16 protein-coding genes are annotated in these 18,791 nt (G+C 72.4%); 8 read left to right on the forward strand and 8 right to left on the reverse strand.

The annotated features are described in order from the left end of the window. Positions 1-187 precede the first annotated feature (187 nt). Complete coding sequence (locus tag ASE68_RS15015; protein ID WP_055861478.1) at positions 188-2,491, reverse strand: FdhF/YdeP family oxidoreductase; 2,304 nt, start codon at positions 2,489-2,491, stop codon at positions 188-190. Between the two features lies 1 nt (position 2,492). Continuing rightward, positions 2,493-3,383 carry a formate dehydrogenase accessory sulfurtransferase FdhD gene (fdhD, locus tag ASE68_RS15020; RefSeq protein WP_055861481.1) on the reverse strand — a complete coding sequence of 297 codons (891 nt, stop codon included), beginning with the start codon at positions 3,381-3,383 and terminating at the stop codon, positions 2,493-2,495. A gap of 146 nt (positions 3,384-3,529) precedes the next feature. On the opposite strand from fdhD, the gene ASE68_RS15025 reads away from it, so the two are divergent. The 3 genes from ASE68_RS15025 to ASE68_RS15035 all read left to right on the forward strand — a co-directional run bounded on the left by ASE68_RS15025 (position 3,530) and on the right by ASE68_RS15035 (position 6,234). Next, positions 3,530-4,525 carry an NAD-dependent epimerase/dehydratase family protein gene (locus ASE68_RS15025; protein WP_055861484.1) on the forward strand — a complete coding sequence of 332 codons (996 nt, stop codon included), beginning with the start codon at positions 3,530-3,532 and terminating at the stop codon, positions 4,523-4,525. A 163-nt stretch (positions 4,526-4,688) separates the two neighbouring features. Continuing rightward, a complete protein-coding gene (locus ASE68_RS15030; protein ID WP_055861486.1) occupies positions 4,689-5,663 on the forward strand; it encodes an arginase family protein in 975 nt (324 codons plus the stop codon). An 88-nt stretch (positions 5,664-5,751) separates the two neighbouring features. Continuing rightward, positions 5,752-6,234, forward strand: coding sequence for a histidine phosphatase family protein (locus ASE68_RS15035; protein WP_055861489.1), 483 nt, complete (start codon positions 5,752-5,754; stop codon positions 6,232-6,234). Between the two features lie 11 nt (positions 6,235-6,245). Here ASE68_RS15035 and ASE68_RS15040 read toward each other — a convergent pair whose 3' ends face one another. From ASE68_RS15040 to ASE68_RS15055, 4 genes are read right to left on the reverse strand one after another with little or no spacing between them, the layout of a single operon-like run. After that, entirely contained in the window at positions 6,246-7,046 is an 801-nt protein-coding gene (locus tag ASE68_RS15040; protein WP_055861492.1) for an ABC transporter ATP-binding protein, read from the reverse strand. Next, the gene (gene modB / locus ASE68_RS15045) at positions 7,043-7,861 is read right to left on the reverse strand and encodes a molybdate ABC transporter permease subunit (RefSeq protein WP_055861496.1); all 819 of its coding nucleotides are present in this window, start codon (positions 7,859-7,861) and stop codon (positions 7,043-7,045) included. Before modB ends, ASE68_RS15040 begins: the two co-directional genes overlap by 4 nt. Continuing rightward, on the reverse strand, positions 7,861-8,727 hold the full coding sequence (gene modA / locus ASE68_RS15050) for a molybdate ABC transporter substrate-binding protein (RefSeq protein ID WP_055861498.1): 867 nt from the start codon (positions 8,725-8,727) through the stop codon (positions 7,861-7,863). Before modA ends, modB begins: the two co-directional genes overlap by 1 nt. Beyond that, positions 8,724-9,140, reverse strand: a complete 417-nt coding sequence (locus tag ASE68_RS15055) for a molybdopterin-binding protein (protein WP_055861501.1) — start codon at positions 9,138-9,140, stop codon at positions 8,724-8,726. The genes modA and ASE68_RS15055 overlap by 4 nt, the downstream gene beginning before the upstream one ends. A gap of 148 nt (positions 9,141-9,288) precedes the next feature. Between ASE68_RS15055 and glp the strand changes: the two genes are divergently transcribed. Further along, positions 9,289-10,509 (forward strand): gephyrin-like molybdotransferase Glp, encoded by a 1,221-nt coding sequence (gene glp / locus ASE68_RS15060; RefSeq protein ID WP_055861504.1) that lies wholly within the window; start codon positions 9,289-9,291, stop codon positions 10,507-10,509. Between the two features lie 69 nt (positions 10,510-10,578). Here glp and ASE68_RS15065 read toward each other — a convergent pair whose 3' ends face one another. Further along, the gene (locus ASE68_RS15065) at positions 10,579-11,250 is read right to left on the reverse strand and encodes a TetR/AcrR family transcriptional regulator (RefSeq protein ID WP_235481020.1); all 672 of its coding nucleotides are present in this window, start codon (positions 11,248-11,250) and stop codon (positions 10,579-10,581) included. 130 nt (positions 11,251-11,380) lie between these two features. Between ASE68_RS15065 and ASE68_RS15070 the strand changes: the two genes are divergently transcribed. From ASE68_RS15070 to ASE68_RS15085, 4 genes are all read left to right on the forward strand, one after another. Next, entirely contained in the window at positions 11,381-14,296 is a 2,916-nt protein-coding gene (locus ASE68_RS15070; protein WP_055861510.1) for an MMPL family transporter, read from the forward strand. Continuing rightward, complete coding sequence (locus ASE68_RS15075; protein WP_055861513.1) at positions 14,293-16,245, forward strand: YhgE/Pip family protein; 1,953 nt, start codon at positions 14,293-14,295, stop codon at positions 16,243-16,245. The genes ASE68_RS15070 and ASE68_RS15075 overlap by 4 nt, the downstream gene beginning before the upstream one ends. A gap of 112 nt (positions 16,246-16,357) precedes the next feature. Next, positions 16,358-17,488: a bifunctional molybdenum cofactor biosynthesis protein MoaC/MoaB gene (moaCB, locus tag ASE68_RS15080; protein ID WP_082462386.1), complete on the forward strand. Its 1,131-nt coding sequence runs from the start codon at positions 16,358-16,360 to the stop codon at positions 17,486-17,488. Continuing rightward, positions 17,481-17,969 (forward strand): molybdenum cofactor biosynthesis protein MoaE, encoded by a 489-nt coding sequence (locus ASE68_RS15085; protein ID WP_082462387.1) that lies wholly within the window; start codon positions 17,481-17,483, stop codon positions 17,967-17,969. The genes moaCB and ASE68_RS15085 overlap by 8 nt, the downstream gene beginning before the upstream one ends. Before the next feature lie 194 nt (positions 17,970-18,163). Here ASE68_RS15085 and ASE68_RS15090 read toward each other — a convergent pair whose 3' ends face one another. Next, complete coding sequence (locus tag ASE68_RS15090; protein ID WP_157421713.1) at positions 18,164-18,604, reverse strand: hypothetical protein; 441 nt, start codon at positions 18,602-18,604, stop codon at positions 18,164-18,166. Between the last annotated feature and the right edge of the window lie 187 nt (positions 18,605-18,791).

Consider the following 18,791-nt stretch of genomic DNA (forward strand, 5'->3'; position numbering starts at 1 on the left):
TACTGCAGGGGGGACCCTGTGGGAGAGTAGGACACCGCCGGACAACCATTACCGAAGAGCCGCCCACCACGTGGGCGGCTCTTCGCATTTAACACACCGCAGCCGAAGAGCGCGAAGAAGGGCCGACCCGGCAACGGGTCGGCCCTTCGTGCGTTCTGGTGGGCTTGCGTGAGCGTGCGCGTGAGTGTCAGCGACGCGGCTCGAGCCGCACGATCACGGCCTTCGAGACGGGCGTGTTGGACTCCTCGGCGGCGCTCTCGAGCGGTACCAGCACGTTCGCCTCCGGGTAGTACGCCGCCGCGCATCCGCGGGCCGTCGGATACGACACGAGCCGCTGGTTCGCCAGCACGCGGTCGGGCTGTCCTGTCCACTCGCTCACCACGTCGACCCGGTCGCCGTCGGCCAGGCCGAGCTCGCGCAGGTCGTCGGGATGCACGAACACGACGTCGCGTCCCTTCTTGATGCCGCGGTATCGGTCGTTGAGGCCGTAGATGGTGGTGTTGAACTGGTCGTGCGATCGAAGCGTCTGCAGGATCAGGCGGCCCGCCGGTCGCGCGAGGTGCTCGAGCTCGTTCACGGTGATCATGGCCTTGCCGGTTGCCGTGTCGAAGCGCCGTTCGTCGCGCGGTCCGTTCGGCAGCACGAACCCTCCCTTGCGGCGGACGTCCACGTTGAAGGTCGCGAAACCGGGGACCACGCGTGCGATGCGGTCGCGGATCCGGTCGTAGTCATCTTCGAACTCCGTCCAGGGGATGTCGTGGCGCGCGCCGAGCGTTGCGTCCGCCAGCCGGCACACGATCGAGATCTCCGAGAGCAGTCCATCCGCGACGGGCGGGATCGCCCCGTGGCTCGCGTGCACCGCGCAGACGCTGTCCTCGACGGACACGAACTGCGGGACTCCGCCCTGCAGGTCGATCTCGGTGCGGCCGAGGGTCGGCAGGATCAGCGCCTCCTCCCCCGTCACCACGTGCGAGCGGTTGAGTTTGGTCGAGACCTGCACGGTGAGCTTCGCGCCGCGCATCGCGGCCTCGGCGACCGCGGTGTCCGAGATCGCTCCGACGAAGTTGCCGCCGAGTGCGACGAACACGTCGATCTCGCCGTCGCGCAGGCCGCGCACCGTCTGCACCGCATCCGCGCCGTGCCTGCGAGGCACGGGGAACGAGAACTCGCGCTCGAGTGCCGAGAGGAAGCTCTCGGGCATTCGTTCCCAGATGCCCATCGTGCGGTCGCCCTGCACGTTGCTGTGCCCGCGGATCGGCGAAGCACCGGCCCCCGGCTTGCCGATGTTGCCGCGGAGCAGGAGCAGGTTGACGATCTCCCGGATCGTCGCAACGCCCTTCTTGTGCTGGGTCAGGCCCATGGCCCACGTGATGATGACGCGGTCTGCGGCCAGGTACTCGGCGGTGAGCGCGTCGATCTCCTCGACGGGCAGGCCTGTCGCGGCTGCGACCGCGGCTTCGTCGAGCGACGTGAGATGCTCGCTGAGGTCGTCGAGGCCGATCGTATGCTCCGCGAGGAATGCATGGTCGAGCACCGTTCCGGGAGCGGCGGCCTCGGCGTCGAGCACGCGCTTGGATACGGCCTGCAGGAGCGCCATGTCACCGCCGGACCGGATCTGCAGGAACCGGTCGGCGATGACCGTGCCCTTGCCGATGAGTCCGCGCACCTTCTGCGGGTTCTTGTAGCGCACGAGGCCGGCCTCGGGGAGCACATTCACTGAGATCACGCGCCCGCCGTTGCGCTTCGTCTCCTCGAGCGCGCTCAACATGCGCGGGTGGTTCGTGCCCGGGTTCTGGCCCATGACGATCACGAGGTCGGCCCGGCCGAAGTCGTCGTACGCGATGGTCGACTTGCCGACGCCGATGGTCGCGCCGAGCGCGGTGCCCGTGGATTCGTGGCACATGTTCGAGCAGTCGGGCAGGTTGTTGGTTCCGAGGGCGCGCACGAAGAGCTGGTAGAGGAAGGCGGCCTCGTTCGAAGCCCGGCCGCTCGTATAGAACGCGGCGCGGTCGGGCGAGTCGAGGCCGTTGAGATGCCGGGCGACGAGGTCGAACGCGGCATCCCACGAGATCGGCTCGTAGTGGTCGGAACCGGCCGGCTTGTGGACCGGCTCGGTGAGGCGCCCCTGCTGACCCAGCCAGTACTCGTCGCGGTCGAGCAGCGAGGTCAGGGAGTTCTCGGCCCAGAACGAGCGCGGTACGGTGATCGGTGTCGCTTCCCAGGTCGTGGCCTTCATGCCGTTCTCGCAGAACTCGAGCACGTTGCGGTGACCGGGGTCGGGCCACGCGCAGCTCATGCAGTCGAACCCGTCCTTCTGGTTGATCGCCAAAGCGAGTCGCGCCGTTCGGGAGAGCCCCATGTGTTTGAGCGCGGGCTCCATGGAGTGCAGGATGCCTGGGGCGCCGACCGCCCATGCCTTGTTGGCGCCGACCTCGAGGTGGGGATACGGGTCGGGCGTGGTGTCGGGGCCGATCGGAAGTTCGGTGGTCATCTCAGTCCGCCGTCGTCGTCTGCTCGGAGACGCGATCGGCGCCCCGCTCGACCGCCTGCCCGGCAGTGCCATCGGCGATGCGCTCGGCTCCCGCGTAGACCACCATCGTGTCCCCGCGCATGAAGCCGACCAGGGTGATGCCCGCATTCGCAGCGTGTTCGACGGCAAGGGACGACGGAGCAGAGACTGCGGCGAGCACGGGGATGCCGGCCATCGAGGCCTTCTGGGTGAGTTCGAAGCTCGCCCGGCCCGAGACCTGCAGCACCAGTCCGCTGAGCGGGAGGAGGCCCTCGCGGGCCGCCCAGCCGACGACCTTGTCGACCGCGTTGTGCCGCCCCACGTCTTCGCGGAGCACGATCATCTCGCCCGTGCGGGCGTCGAAGAGGGCGGCCGCGTGCAGGCCCCCGGTCTTCTCGAAGATCGCCTGCCCGGCGCGCAGGCGGTCGGGGAACCGGATCAGGAGCTCGGGATCCACGCGCAGGTCGGCATCGGCGACGGGGTGCGAGGTGCGGGTGTGCACGGCATCGATGCTCGCCTTGCCGCAGACCCCGCACGAGCTCGAGATGTAGAGATCGCGCCTGGCCGCGGCATCCGGTTGAGGCACGCCGTTCGCCAACGTGAGGTCGAGCACGTTGTAGGTGTTCTCGCCCTCGTCGCTCGCGCAGTGGATGGCCGCAGCGACCTGGTCGCCTCGGGAGATGACGCCCTCGGAGACGAGGAAGCCGACGGCGAGGTCGACGTCGTGTCCGGGCGTGCGCATCGTGACCGCGAGCGGGGCACGCCCGATGCGGATCTCGAGCGGTTCCTCGACCGCCAGGAGGTCGTCGCGGCGATTCGTGCGACCGCCGACCGTGATTCGAGTGACCCGCTTCCGTGCGGTGATCCTGCCCATGCCTCCTGCCTACCACGGTCTTCGGTGCACCGTCTGCGACCGGCGCGGGATCGTTCGCCTGTCCGGGTGCACCGGACTCCGGTCTCGGGGTTCGCGGAACGTGAACACGGCTGTTCGCGGCACCGGCGGTGTGGTGGGATGACGGCATGGACCTGCTCATCCTCGGCGGCACGCAATGGCTCGGACGCACGATCGCGGCGGAGGCGGTCGCGCGAGGACATCTGGTCGCCTGCCTCGCCAGAGGCGAGGCGGGCGGCGTCGCCGAGGGGGTCGAGTTCGTTCGCGCCGACCGCACAGCAGCCGACGCCTACGCGGCGGTCGAGGGGCGCGCCTGGGATGCCGCGATCGATGTAACCCGCCAGCCCGGTTACGCGCGCCGCGCGGCCGCGGCCCTCGCCGATGCGGTCGGGACGATGGCGTTCATCTCGTCGTGCAACGTGTACGCCGCGCAGAACGAGGCCGGCGCCGACGAGCGGGCGGCGCTGCTGCCGCCGCTCACCGCCGACGAGTCCACGCCGGAGACCTATGGCGAGGCGAAGTCCGCGATCGAGCAGGTCTACCGGTCGGCCTTCGGCGATCGATCGCTGACCATCAGGCCCGGACTGATCGCCGGACCGGGCGACGCATCCGGGCGGAGCGGCTACTGGGTCGCCCGGGCGGCCCGTGCGGCGCGCGACGGGGGTCCGGTGCTCGTGCCCGACGTGCTCGACGACGCCGCGCAGGCGATCCACGTCGACGACCTCGTGCGCTTCACGCTCGACTCGGTCGAGCGCGGCACGACGGGTGCCTTCAACGCGGTCGGCGACCGCGGAACGTTCGGCGGGTGGCTGGAGACCGCGAACGAGGTCGCGGGGTACCAGGGCGAGGTCGTCGCCGCGCAGCCCCAGTGGCTCGCGGAGCAGGGCGTCGCGGAGTGGTCGGGGCCCGAGTCCCTGCCGCTCTGGATCCGCGACCCGGAGTGGGGAGGGTTCCTCGACCGATCGAACGCGGCTGCGAAGCAGGCCGGGCTGGTGGTTCGGCCGCTCGAGCAGTTGCTCGAGGAGACCCTCGCGTGGGAGCGCGAACAGGGCCTCGACCGGGAGCGCGGCGCCGGGCTGACGGCTGCGCGCGAGCGGGAGCTCATCGAGCTGCTGCGGGGCTGAGGGGGTTACGGCTGGGCTCTGCTGGGTGCTGAGTGCTGAGTGCTCGGCGCTGGGCTGTAGAGGTTCGGCGGCCCACCGGCCCTCCGAGTCGCGTCTGGAATCACAGACGAGAACCGGGTCGGATGCCGCGCCCGCGGGCCCGCACGATCGGTAGCGTGCTGGCATGTCCACGCTTTCGCACGACCCCAGCTGGCCGCGCGCCGGCGCCTGGCCCGCGCTCGACGTGGCGGATGCCGCGGCATCCGTGGATCTGGCGATCCTGGGGGTTCCCGCCTGGCGCACGTCGCTGTCGCCGACGAACGCGCACGCGACGCCGGCCGCGATCCGCGAGGCGCTGCGACGATACAGCCCAGCGCTCATGCCCGATCGCGAGCGCGGCGGTCTCGTGCTCGACCTCGGTGGCAGCGCCGACCTCGGCGAGGGCGACGGTGGCGGTCTCGCCATCGCCGACGCCGGTGACCTCGACGAGCCCGACGGCCCAGAGGGCGAGGCACGGACGATCACGGCGGTCGCCGCCGCCCTCGGTCGGGCTCGCACGCTCCTGGCGCTCGGCGGCGACAACTCCGTGACGGTGGCGACGGCGCTCGGGGCGTGGGGCGCGGATCTCGGCAGCGCCGGCCTCGTCACGATCGACGCGCACTACGACCTGCGCGACGGCATCTCGAACGGGTCACCGGTGCGTCGACTCGTGGAGGCCGGCCTCGACCCGGCGCGCATCGTGCAGATCGGCATCGCCGACTTCGCGAACTCGGCGGCGTACGCGCGACGCGCGGCCGACCTCGGCATCACCGTGATCCACCGCGACGAGCTGCACCGACGCGCCCCGGCCGACGTGATGGTCGAGGCGCTGGCGATCGCCGGTGCGGCGGGCGGCCCCGTGCACCTCGACGTCGACGTGGACGTGTGCGACCGATCGGTCGCTCCGGCCTGCCCGGCGTCGGTTCCGGGCGGCCTCGCGGCGTGGGAGCTGCGCGCACTCGTTCGCGCCGCGGCATCCGATGCCCGAGTGCGCAGCGCCGACCTCGTCGAGATCGACGCGACGACGGATGCCGCGGACCAGCGCACCGTGCGGTTGGCGGCACTGTGCGTGCTCGAGTTCGCGGCGGGGCTCGCGATGCGCGCGCCGTCGGCCGACTGAGCGCGACGACCGGCCGAGTCCGCCGGCCGTCAGGCGGTCGAACGAGCGGGCCCGTGCGTTCGTCGCCCGCCGGTGGCAGACTCGGCGCATGAGGACGCTGATACTCGTGCGCCACGCGAAGTCGGACTGGGGTCAGCCCGGTCTCGCCGACCACGATCGGCCGTTGAACGATCGGGGGCTGCGCGACGCCCCGGCGATGGGCGCGCGGCTGCGCGAGCGGGGCTCGGTTCCCGACGCGATCCGGTCGAGCACGGCCCTGCGGGCGCAGACCACGGCGAAGCTCATCGCGCGCGAGCTCGGCCTCGACGAGGCATCCGTCGAGCTCGACGACCGGCTCTACGGCTCCTCGCCGCAGACGATCCTGCGCGTCGTCGGCGAACTCGATGCCGAGGTCGGGCGCGCGATGATCGTCGCGCACAACCCCGGCATGGCCGACCTCGCGTACGACCTCACCGAGTCGATCGGTGAGATGCCGACGTGCGCGGTGCTCGAGCTCGACTTCGACATCGACGAGTGGGCCGAGGTCGAGTTCCAGGCGCCGGTCGCGGCACGGTTCGACACGCCGCGATAGGCGCAGCGCCCTCAGTCGTCGGATGCCGCGAGCATGCGCCGCACGTACGGCGTCGCCGGGTCGGCGCGAATCGCATCGAGCGTTCCGCGCTGGGTGACGCGCCCGCCCTCGAGCACGAGCACCGAGTCGGCGAGTCGTGCCGCGTCGGCGGGACTGTGCGTGACGAGCACGGTGGCGCCGCCGAAGTCGCGCACATGCGTCGCGAGCTCGTCGCGCATCTCGGCGCGCACCTCGACGTCGAGGGCCGACATCGGCTCGTCGAGCAGGAGCACGTCGGGCTCGGCGGCGAGGGCCCGCGCGAGCGCAGCGCGTTGGCGCTGTCCGCCCGAGAGCTCTGAAGGCAGGCGGTCGGCGAGCGACACGAGGTCGTAGCGTTCGAGCCAAGGCCGGGCGGCGGCCCGGGCGGCGGTGCGCGAGCCGCGCATGCGCGCCGCGAACGCGACGTTGTCGCGCACGTTCAGGTGGGGGAACAGCACGTAGTCCTGGAACACCATGCCGACGCGGCGATGCTCCGGCGGCAGCGAGTCGACGCGTCGCGGACCGATCGAGACCTCGCCGGCGTCGAGCGGCACGAGTCCGGCGATCGCGGCGAGCAGGCTCGACTTGCCGGCACCGTTCGGTCCGATGATCGCGAGCGGATGCCCAGGCTGCACGTCGAACGCGGCGGCGATGCGCGTCGTGCCGAAGCTGAGCGAGAGGTCGACGCGCAGGCCCGGGCGGGCGTGGCTGCCGGCGTGGCCGGCCCCGCCGGAGCGGATGCCGTCGTCGGAGCGGCCGCCCGCGGCATCCGTCGCTCGGGGCTCGGGGCTCATGCGGTCGCCCCCGGGAGCCAGCGGTCGCGCAGGGTCAGCAGCACGAGCACCGAGACCGCGAGGAGCAGGAGTGCGAGCGCCACCGCCTCGTCGGGGTCGGTCTGCATCGCGAGGTAGCTCGCGATCGGGAGCGTGCGGGTCGTGCCGGGCAGGCTCCCGGCGAAGGTGATGGTCGCACCGAACTCGCCGAGCGCGCGCGTGAAGCAGAGCACCCCGCCCGCGGCGACGCCCGGCGCCACGAGCGGCAGGGTCACATGGCGGAACACCTGCCAGCGGGATGCCCCGAGCGTCGCCGCGGCGAGCTCGGTGCGCCGGTCTGAGGAGCGCAGCGCGCCCTCGACCGCGAACACCAGGAACGGCAGCGCCACGAAGACCTGCGCGATGACCACCGCGCCCGTCGTGAACGGGATCGTCACCCCGAACACCTCGTCGAGCCACCGCCCGATCAGCCCGCGGCGGCCGAGGAGCATGAGCAGGGCGATGCCGCCGACGACGGGGGGCAGCACGAGCGGCACCGTGACCGCGGCACGCAGCAGCCTTCGGGGCACCGTGGGCCACGACTCCGCGTGGGCGACGAGCGCGGCGAGGGGGATGCCGAGCACGAGGCAGATCGCCGTCGCGAGCACGGCCGTGCCGAACGAGAGCACGAGCGCCTCGAGCACGGCACTGCTCGCGAGCAGCTCGGGCAGGTCGGCCCACGGCGCGCGCACCACGAGCGCGACGAGCGGCAGCACGAGCACCGCGAGCGCCACCACGGCGATCGCGGTGATCGGCCAGGCGAGGCGCCCGGTGCTGCGTGCTGCCGCGCGTGCCACTACGGGGTGCCGAAGCCGTACTCGTCGAGCGTGGCGCGACCGGCGTCGCCGGTGATGAAGGCGACGAACGCCGCCGCGGCCACGGCCTGCGCGCCTGAGGCATCGCCACTGTCGTCGGCACTGCCGTCGCCGGTGATCGCCGCGATCGGGTAGCGGTTGACCACGTCGTCGGCGGCCGGCACCTCGATGCCCTCGACGTCGTCGCCGGCCGACTGCACGTCGGTGCGGTAGACGAGGGCGGCGTCGACCTCGCCGAGCGAGACCTTGGTGAGCACGGCCTTCACGTCGGATTCGAGCGTGTCGGGCGCCGCGGTGATGCCCTCGTTCGCGAGGAGCTTCGCGGATGCCGCGCCGCAGGGCACCGACTCGTCGCAGAGCGCGATGCGCAGGTCGGCGTTCGCGAGATCGTCGAGCCCGGTGACGCCGGCGGGGTTGCCGGCCGGAACCACGAGCTCGAGCGTGTTCGTCGCGAAGACCTGCGGATCGGTCGCGAGGCCTGCATCGACCACCTGCTGCATTGGCGGCTCGGCGGCCGAGGCGAACACGTCGGCCGGGGCGCCCTCGATGATCTGGGTCGCGAGCGCGCCGCTGCCGCCGTAGCTCACGGTGATCTCGACGCTGGGGTTGGCCTGCTCGAACTGCGTTGCGAGGTCGTCGAACGCCTCGGTGAGCGAGGCCGCCGCGAGCACGGTGACCTCGGCAGCTTCGAGGTTCGGCGTCGCCGGGCCGCCGGCCACCGGGGCGTTCGGGTCCTCGTCTCCGGTGCCGTCGCCGCTCGAGGCGCAGGCCGCGAGTGATGCGGTGAGCGTGAAGGCGATGAGCGCGGCGGCCCCGAGCCTCGCGGCTGTGTGCGAGTTTCGGGTCATGGCGTGGCTCCTCGGGGAAGTTCGATCGAGACGACGGTGGCCTTCGCGCTCGCCGCGGCGAGCACGCCGGGTTCGAGGCCGAGCTCGTCGGCGGCCTCGCGGCTCATGAGTGAGACGACGCGGAACGGCCCGGCCTGCAGTTCGACCTGTGCCATGACGCCGTCGCGGTGCACGGCGGTGACGAGGCCGATGAAGTGGTTGCGCGCCGACGTGCGCGCGAGGGGGAAGGCGTCGGCCAGGGCGTTGCCCCCGGCGTGCTCGGTCATGAGCCCGACGAGCTCGGCGCCCTCGACGACCTGCATGCCGTTGGCACCCCGTGAGAGCGCGAGGCGCCCCTGCTCGGCCCAGCGCCGCACGGTGTCGTCGCTGACCCCCAGTAGGGCTGCCGCTTCGCTGATGCGGAACTGCGTCATGGTTTCTCCCGTATTCGCGGAACTTCCACGCTAGTCCATCCGCAGATGGGCCGAGCATCGCCTGCCAGCGGTCGCATGCCTGCGAGAATCGGGGGATGACCAGCTCGCCTGCCGCCCGCATCGAAGGCCGATCGTCTGGAGCGCGCCGATGAGCGCGCGCTCGACCGTCGAGGAGCACGCCTCGTTCGTGCGCTCGCTGCTCTCCGGGCTCGGGGCGCGCCCGACCGAACGGGTCGCCGTCGCCGACGCGCTCGGCCGCATCACCGCGTCGCCCGCGGAGTCGCCCATCGCGCTGCCGCCGTTCCGCAACGCGCAGATGGACGGCTTCGCCGTGCGGTCATCGGATGTCGCGGGCGCGACGGACGCCCCGGTGACCCTGCCGGTCGTGGGCGAGGTCGCCGCCGCCCCCGGGCGACCCGAGCCGCTCGCGCCCGGAACCGCCGTGCGCATCATGACCGGAGCGCAGGTGCCGGAGGGAGCGGACGCCGTCGTGCCGGTCGAGGAGACCGAGCCGGTGAGCGGAGGCGATGCCGACGCGGGCGCGGTGCACATCCTCGTCGCTCGCGCATCCGGCGACTACGTGCGCGAGGCCGGGTCCGACCTGGCGGCCGGCGACGACGTGCTGCCACCGGGGCTGAAGCTCGGCTCGCGCCACCTCGCCGCCGCCGCGGCATCCGGCCTCACCGAGTTGCTCGTGCGCGAGCGGGTGCGGGTCGCCGTCGTCAGCACCGGCAGCGAACTCGTCGCGCCCGGCGCCGAACTCGGCCCCGGCGAGATCCCCGACGCGAACGGCATCGCGCTCGCCGCGGCCGTTCGCGCGGCCGGCGCGCTCGTCGTGCGTGAGGCGCGCGTGCGCGATGACGTCGAACGCCTGCGCGCCGAGCTCGACGCGGCGCGCGACGCGGGCGCCGAGCTCGTGATCACGAGCGGCGGCATCTCGAAGGGCGCCTACGAGGTCGTGCGCGAGTTGCTCGAGCCGCTCGGCGCCTGGGTCGGCGCGGTCGCCATGCAGCCGGGCGGTCCGCAGGCGGCGGCCGCGTACCGCGGCATGCCCGTGATCGGGTTCCCGGGCAACCCGGTGAGCGCGCAGCTCTCGTTCGAGCTCTTCGTCGCGCCGACGCTGCGGGCGATCGCGGGGCTGCCGGCGGCATCCGTCGCATCACTGCCGCTGGCGGAGCCGGTCGTGTCGGTCGCCGGACGGCGCCAGTTCCTGCGCGGACGTCGCGACGACGAGGGTCGGGCGGTGCTCGTCGGCGGGCCGGGGTCGCATCTCGTGGCGGGGCTCGCGGCATCCGACCTGCTGATCGTCGTGCCTGAGGACGTCACGGCACTCGCGGCGGGCGAGGTCGTGGAGACCATCGCGCTCTGAGCGCGCCGGACGGGGGCCGAAAGCGGGTCGGAACCCCGCCGACATCCGTGACAGCGGTGACCGCCGGCGCTACTCCTCTTCGTCTTCGGAAGCAGTCCCCGGCTCGCCGTCGTCGATGACGAGTTGTGCGACGAGGGCGAGTTCGGTGCTCGTCGAGCGGTGGATGAGGTCGGCGTTCTCGCCGGCGATGGCCGCGCGAACGGCGCTGCCCTCCCACACGAGCAGCATGACGCGGGCCGCCTCGAGTGCCGAGACGCGGAACGTGATGCCCTTCGCGCGCCCGATGTCCGTGACGATCTGGGCGACGCTGCGCTGCATCTCGGCCTCCTGCTCGAGGTAGGCCGTGGCCATCGCGGGGTTCCGGAGCGCGTGGATGCGGATCTCGCTCATGAGCAGCACGCCGAGCCGGTCGTCGGCCGAGACGTCGAGCACCTGGTCGAGGATCTCGAAGACGTCGGTGTGGTTCGCGGCGAACGCGCCCTCGCATTCGAGCTCGGCGACGCGCGCGGTGACCGCGTCGACCCGACCGCGGGTGACGCGACCCGCGAGCTCGAGGAACAGTTCGTCCTTCGATTCGAAGTTCGAGTAGAACGCGCCGCGCGTGAAGCCGGCGCGGTCGCAGACGGCCTCGACGGATGCCGCGGCGAGCCCGACCTCGGCGAAGACCTGGGCGGCGGCATCGAGGAGCTTGCGTCGCGTGTTCTCGCGACTGCGCGTCGCCGTGGTGGCGGATTCGACCATGACTGCCATTCAACCCCCGTATTCACATGTAGGCCACAGGTTTGCGAGCCCTCGCCGTTCTACGATACAACTACGTATCGGATACAGCGCTGTATCGAACTGTCCTGACATCCGGCTCGGAGGCGCTGCCTTGTCCACTCTGCTCTACTCGCTCGGCCGCTGGTCGTTCCGCCACCCGTGGCGCGTGCTCGTCTCGTGGCTGCTCCTGCTGGTCATCGCCGGTGGCGCGTTCGCCCTCTTCGGCAAGGGCACGAGCAACAGCTTCTCGATCCCGGGCACCGAGGCGCAGGCGGGCCTCGAACAGCTGAACCGATCGTTCCCCGCGGCGAGCGGCACGAGCGCGCAGTTCATCGTCGTCGCGCCCGACGGGCAGAGCGTCGAAGACGCCCCGTTCACCACCGAGATCGAGCAGACGATCTCCGACATCGAGGGCCTCGACGGCGTGCTCGCCGTGACCGACCCGTACGACGAGATGGTCACCGGGCTCATCTCCGACGACGAGACCGCGGCACTCGTGCGCCTGCAGTTCGACGGCCAGGCGACCGACGTGCCCGAGTCGACCAAGGTCGAACTCCACGAGATGACCGACGACCTCGGCGCGACCCTGCCCGAGGGCTCGCAGGTCGTGCTCGGCGGCGACCTCTTCGCCGTCTCGGTGCCGGGCATCACCCTGACCGAGGGCGTCGGACTGCTCATCGCGCTCTTCGTGCTCATCGTCACGTTCCGCTCGATCGCGATGGCCGGGCTTCCGCTCGCCTCGGCGATCATCGGCGTCGCCCTCTCGCTCTCGCTCATCATGCTCTCGACGGCGTTCGCGACCATCTCGTCGACGACCCCGCTGCTCGCGCTCATGCTCGGACTCGCCGTCGGCATCGACTACGCGCTGTTCATCATGGCCCGACATCAGGACCAGGTGAGAGCCGGAGAAGACCCAGAGGAGTCCGCCGCGCGCGCCACCGGCACCGCCGGTTCGGCCGTCGTGTTCGCCGGCATCACGGTGCTCATCGCGCTCATCGGCCTCGGCTTCGCGAACATCCCGTTCCTCACCGTCATGGGCATCGCCGCGGCCGTCTCGGTCGCCATCGCCGTGCTCGTCGCCATCACCCTCACGCCTGCATTCCTCGGGTTCGTCAAGGGCCGCGTCGTCGGGTGGAAGCGCCGCGAGTCGCGCGGACGCCGGCGTGCAGCGCAACAGCGTGCGATGCAGCAGGGGGCGGATGTCGCAGACGGGCGCCCGTCGCACGTCGGTGCGGATGCGGCCCCCGCCGCCCCCGCCGGGTCGCCGGCGGACGCGCACGCGCACACCGCCTCCGACTCGACCGCACGTCGAGGATTCGCCACGCGGTGGGTCGGACTCGTGACGCGGCATCCGATCGTCACGACCGTCGCGGTCGTGCTCGGCCTCGGCATCATCGCGATCCCCGCGGCCAGCCTCGCGCTCGCCCTGCCGAACGCCGGCATGCTGCCGAAGGACGACCCCGCCCGCGTCTCGTACGACCTCGTCGCCGAGAACTTCGGGCCCGGCTTCAACGGACCGCTCGTGCTCACCGGCACGATCGTCACCTCGACCGACCCGCTCGGCCTGATGCAGGACCTGGGCGACGAGATCGCCACCCTGCCGGGCGTCGAGACCGTCGCGCTCGCGGTGCCCAACGAGACGGCCGACACCGGCATCGTGCAGGTCATCCCGACGACCGCGCCCGACGACCCCGCCACCGCCGAGCTCGTGCGCGAACTGCGCGGACTGCACGACCACTTCCTCGACGAGTACGGCATCGACCTCAAGGTCACCGGATTCACGGCCGTCGCGATCGACATCTCCGACCGCCTCGGCGAGGCGCTCGTGCCCTTCGGGGTCTTCGTGGTCGGGCTGTCGCTCATCCTGCTCGCGATCGTGTTCCGGTCGATCTGGGTGCCGATCACGGCGGCCGCCGGTTACCTGCTCTCGGTCGTCGCCGCCTTCGGCGTCGTCGCTGCGGTCTTCGAATGGGGCTGGGGCGCCGACCTGCTGCACGTCACCAAGGTCGGGCCGATCATCAGCTTCATGCCGATCGTCGCCATGGGCGTGCTGTTCGGACTCGCGATGGACTACCAGGTGTTCCTCGTCAGCCGCATGCGCGAGGACTACGTGCACGCACGCCGTGCGCTCGACGGCCACTCCAGCCGCCAGCCGCGCGACATCGCCCTCGGCGCGGTGCGCTCGGGCTTCACCGCCTCGGCCCGCGTCGTCACGGCCGCGGCCGTCATCATGTTCGCGGTGTTCGCCGCGTTCGTGCCAGAGGGCGACTCGTCGCTCAAGCCCATCGCGCTCGGGCTCTCGGTGGGCATCGCGATCGACGCGTTCATCGTGCGCATGACGCTCGTTCCCGCCGTCATGGCCCTGCTCGGCGACAAGGCCTGGTGGCTGCCCAAGTGGCTCGACCGCCTGCTGCCGCACTTCGACATCGAGGGGGAGGCCGTCGAACGCGAGCGCGCGCTCGCCGACTGGCCCGAACCCGAGACCACCGCGGCCATCGTGGCCTCCGACCTCTCGCTCGTCGAACGCGACGTCGTCGTCTTCGAGGGCGTGAGCCTGCGGGTCGAGCCGGGTGGCGCCCTCGTCGTCGCCGGCGCCGACGAGATCGCCACGCGCGCCATGCTGCTGACCCTCGCGGGTCGCATCGACTCGACCGGTGGGCGTCTGCGCGTCGCCGGGCACCTCCTGCCCGGGCGTTCGGCCTGGGTGCGCGCCCACGTCGGCGTCGCGCTGCTCGCCGAGGCCGAAGATCCCGTCGCCGAGCTGCGCAGGGCCGTCCGCGGCCGCGCCGGCATCGTCGTCATCGACGGCGTCGATCACATCACCGACCCGGCGACCCGCGACCGGCTCGCCTCCGTGCTCTGGGACGCCTCGCTCGAGGCATCCGTCACCGTCGTGGTCTCGACCGGCGACGCGGCGAACGCCCTGCCGCTGCTCGCGGCGGCCGGTCACCCCGACGCGCCCTCCATCGAACTCGCGGCGCCCCTCGCGCCCGCCACCGCACACTCGACCACCGAGGTGAACGCATGACCCTCCCCATCGAACGCGCCCGCTCGAAGCGCCCCGTCACCTGGCTCACGATCATCGGCGTGCTGATGCTGCCCGTCGTGATCGGCGGCATCCTCGTCGCCGCGCTCTACAACCCGACCGAGCGCCTCGGCGAGCTCAACGCGGCCATCGTGAACAACGACGAACCGGTCACGATCAACGACCAGGTCGTGCCGCTCGGTCGACAGCTGACCGCGGGCCTCGTCGAGGGCACGGGGGAGGACGACGCCAACCTGACGTGGACCCTCTCGAACACCGAGGACGCGAAGGCCGGGCTCGCCGACGGCACCTACGCCGCGGTCATCACGATCCCCGAGAACTTCTCGGCGGCCGCGACCTCGACCGCCCCGGGCGGCACGCCCGAGCGCGCGACCATCAAGGTCTCCACCCCGCCCGACAGCCTCGTCGTCGACGACGCCATCACCGCGCAGGTCGCGCAGACCGCGACCACGGTGCTCGGCGAGCAGCTCTCGACCACGTACCTCGAGAACGTGTTCGTCGGCTTCACCGACCTCGGCACCCAGCTCGGCACGGCCGCCGACGGCGCCGCGAAGCTCGCCGACGGGGCGCAGAGTGCCGCGACCGGGGCGGCAGCCCTGCCCGATGGCGCGACGCAGCTCGCGACCGGCGCCACCGGCATTGCGACCGGTGCTGGAGAACTGGGCAGCGGGCTCGACACGATCGCCGACGGCACGGCCGCGTCGGCGGCGGGCGCGAGTGCGCTCGCCGGCGGGTTGCGCGATGCGGCAGCGGGCGTGAACGACCAGCGGCTCATCGGGGCGGCGGCGGCATCCGCCTCGAACGCGTCGGATGCCGCGGCCCAGGCCGTCGCGCTGACGAAGACGCTCGGGGGACTGCAGGCGCAGTGCGCCACGTCTGGAGCGTCGACGACGTTCTGCGCTCAGGTCGATGACGCGATGACCGATGCCGTGGCGCTCGCCACGAGCGCCGGCACCGCCAGCGGCTACGCCACGCCGACCTCTGAGGGCATCGCCGCGCTCACCACCGGAACCAGCGCCGGCCTCACCGAGGCCGCGGCGAAGACCGACGAGCTCGCCGCGGGACTGACGCAGCTCGCCGACGGCACCACGCAGTCGGCCGACGGGGCTCGCGCGCTCGGCGACGGCGCGACGCAGCTGAGCTCGGGTGCCGACCAGCTCGCGACCGGAGCCGGCACGCTCGCGACCGGCGTGCAGTCGCTCGCCGACGGCACGGGCGAACTGGCCACGGGCCTGCGCACCGCGTCCGAAGCCGTGCCATCGTACACCGACGCCGAGGCGCAGAGCCTCGCCTCGGTGGTCGCCGACCCCGTGAAGGCCGACGGCGCCGGCAGCTCGCTGTTCGGGGCATCCGCGGTTCCCCTGCTCGCGACGCTCGCGCTCTGGTTCGGCGGACTCGCGACCTTCGTGGTGCTGCAGGCCGTGTCGCGTCGCGCGCTCACCTCGCGGTCGCCCTCGGCGATGCTCGCGTTGCGCGGGTTCGCGCCGGCGGCGGCCCTCGGCGCCCTGCAGGGCGTGCTCGTCGCCGGGGTCGTGCAGCTCGCCGCGACGTACGACCTCGGCGAGTGGCTCGTGTTCGCCTCGCTGTGCGTCGCCGCGGGCGTCGCCTTCGCCGCCGTCAACCAGGGCCTCATCGCCGCGTTCGGCGGGGCAGGCCGCTGGGTCTCGGCCCTGATCGGCGTGCTCACCGTCGCGACCGGCATCGTCTCGACGGTGCCCGGCGTGCTCGCCGACATCGCCGGACTGCTGCCGACCGCCCCGGCCTACAACGGCATGGTCTCGGCCCTCACCTCCACGGCCGGCGTGGGCGCGGCCTTCGTCGGACTCGCGGTCTGGGCCGTGCTCTCGTTCGGCGTCACGACGCTCGTGGTCGCACGGCGGCGCACGACCTCGGTGCGGGCGCTCCTGCGAGCGGCTCCGGTCACGGCCTGACCCGCACGGCCCTCTGGATCCGCACATCGGCCGACGGCTCGCGAACGCCGCGACGGCGCTCGCGACCCGTCGCCGGGTTAACGACTCGGCCGATGGTCGCTAGCGTGAGGGTATGAACCCGCTCACGCATCTCGATGACGACGGCCGAGCGCGCATGGTCGACGTCGGCGGCAAGCCCATCACGCGTCGGGTCGCGATCGCCGAGGGCCGGCTCGACACGACTGCCGAGGTGGTCGCGCTCGTGCAGGGCGATGCGCTGAAGAAGGCCGACGTGCTGCCCACCGCGCGCGTCGCCGGAATCCAGGCCGCAAAGCGCACGAGCGAGCTGATCCCGCTCGCCCACATCGTGCCGCTCGACGCCGTGTCGATCGACTTCGGGTTCGAGGCCGCCGCTGTGACCATCCGGGCGACCGTGTCGACCACGGCGCGCACCGGCATCGAGATGGAGGCGCTCACCGCCGTCGCGGTCGCCGCACTGACGCTGCACGACATGGTCAAAGCCGTCGACCCGGCCGCGCAGACCGGCGGCATCAGGCTCGTCGAGAAGCGGGGCGGCAAGCGCGGCATCTGGCGAGCGGATGCCGCGGCTGAGAGCGCTGCGCCCGACCATGCACCCGACGGCTCGGCGCGCTCGGAGACCGGTCGGGCGGATGCCGCGGGCGGCCGCCGGGCGATCGTGCTCGTCGCGTCGACCCGGGCCGCCGCGGGGGAGGCGTCCGACACGACCGGTCCGGCGATCGTGCAATGGCTCCTGGCGCGTGGATTCGACGCGCCCGCACCCGTCGTGGTCGCCGACGCCGACATCGCCGATGCCGTGCGCGGCGCCGTCGCCGGCTCGCCCGCCGTGCTCATCACGACCGGAGGCACGGGCGTGAACCCGGGCGACCGCACGCCAGAGGCCACGCTCGCCGTGCTCGACCAGGAGTTGCCCGGCGTCGCCGAGGCGATCCGCGCGGCGGGCCGAGCCGCGACCCCGATGGCCGCGCTCAGCCGCGCTCGCGCAGGCATCGCCGGGCGCACGATCGTCGTGAACCTCCCCGGATCGCGGGGCGGCGTCGCCGACGGACTCGCCGTGCTCGACGACCTGCTGCCGCACCTCGTCGACCAGATCGCCGGCGGAGACCACGCGCCGCGCGCCGAGGCCGCTCCGCGGCCCGTTCCGCACCCCACGCCGCACCCGGCGCCGCACTCGATCGTGCCGCCCGCGGCCACCGTCCACGCCGAAGGAGCACGCGATGTCTGAGCCCGAGCAGTCCGAGCTGGAGCAGTCCGAGCCGCAGACGACCGCGCCCGACGTGCTCGCCCGCGTCGCGCCCGACGTGCTCGCCCGCGTCACGACCGACGTGCTCGACCGCGACTCGATCGAGGCCTTCGTGCGCTCGCCGGAGAACGGCGCGCTCGTCACGTTCGAGGGCGTGATCCGCGACCACGATCACGGGGAGTCCGTCACGGCCCTCGACTACGAGGCGCACCCGCAGGCCGAGCAGTTCCTGCGCGAGACGCTCGCGCAGGTCGCGCGCGACACTGGACTGCGCGTCGCCGCCGCCCACCGCATCGGCTCGCTCGCGATCGGCGACGTCGCGCTCGTGGCGTCCGTCGCCGCGCCGCACCGCGCCGAGGCCTTCGCCGTGTGCGCGCTGCTCGTGGACCGCATCAAGGAGCACACGCCCATCTGGAAGCGCCAGCACCTCGACGGCGGCACGACCGAGTGGGTGAACCTCTGAACTGAGAGGGCCTTGGCGGGGTGCGCTGGTCTCGAGACGCTTCGCTCCTCGACCGGCGTGGCGGCGCGCTCGGGCGCTGGTCTCGATACGGCGCTGGCGCGCCTACTCGACCGGCGAGAAGCGGCGGGCAGCGGGCGCGCTGGTCTCGATACGGCGCTGGCGCGCCTACTCGACCGGCGAGGAGCAGGCGCGAGTCAGAGGGGCACCGATTCGGCCTTGAGGCGGGTGAGGCGCTCCGGACCTGAGAACGCGAGCGCGGTCGCCGACGTGACCTCGACCCTGGTTGCGAGCAGTTCCTGCGCGATCCTCGAGAGCACGTCGACCGCATCGCCGCCCATCATGATGTCGGTCTCGACGAGGATCTCGACGAGGTCGACGTCTTCACCGGCCGCGAACGGCCCGATGAGGCGCACATCGGATGCACCCTGACCTTCGTACGCCCGAAGCAGCTCGTCGCGCCGCAGCGCGAGCCGCTGACGCACGGGCAGATCCAGGAACGGCCGCCGCTCGTGAGTGGTCGGCATTCGAGGTGCCGCGTACGCTGCGACCGCCTCGGCGAGGACCCGCTTCTTGGTCGTGCCCAGCAGGTAGGCGAGGTCGCTCACCAATCGGCCGGTCTCCGCGTCTGCCTTCATGGAATGGTCGTTCATCGCCGGGTTCGGCTCCTCTCGTGCAGGCGGGGTTTCGCTCTGGAACACGGTGCCGGAGTGCCGGAGTGCCGGAGTGCCGGAGTGCCGGGTGTTCTCGAGTGCATACTGCCGCGCCGGCCATGCACGCGACTCGCGTGCCGAACGCGGCTGAGGGTGGCGGGCGAAAGCTCGC

The sequence above is a fragment of the Agromyces sp. Leaf222 genome, assembly GCF_001421565.1.
Taxonomy (GTDB): domain Bacteria; phylum Actinomycetota; class Actinomycetes; order Actinomycetales; family Microbacteriaceae; genus Agromyces.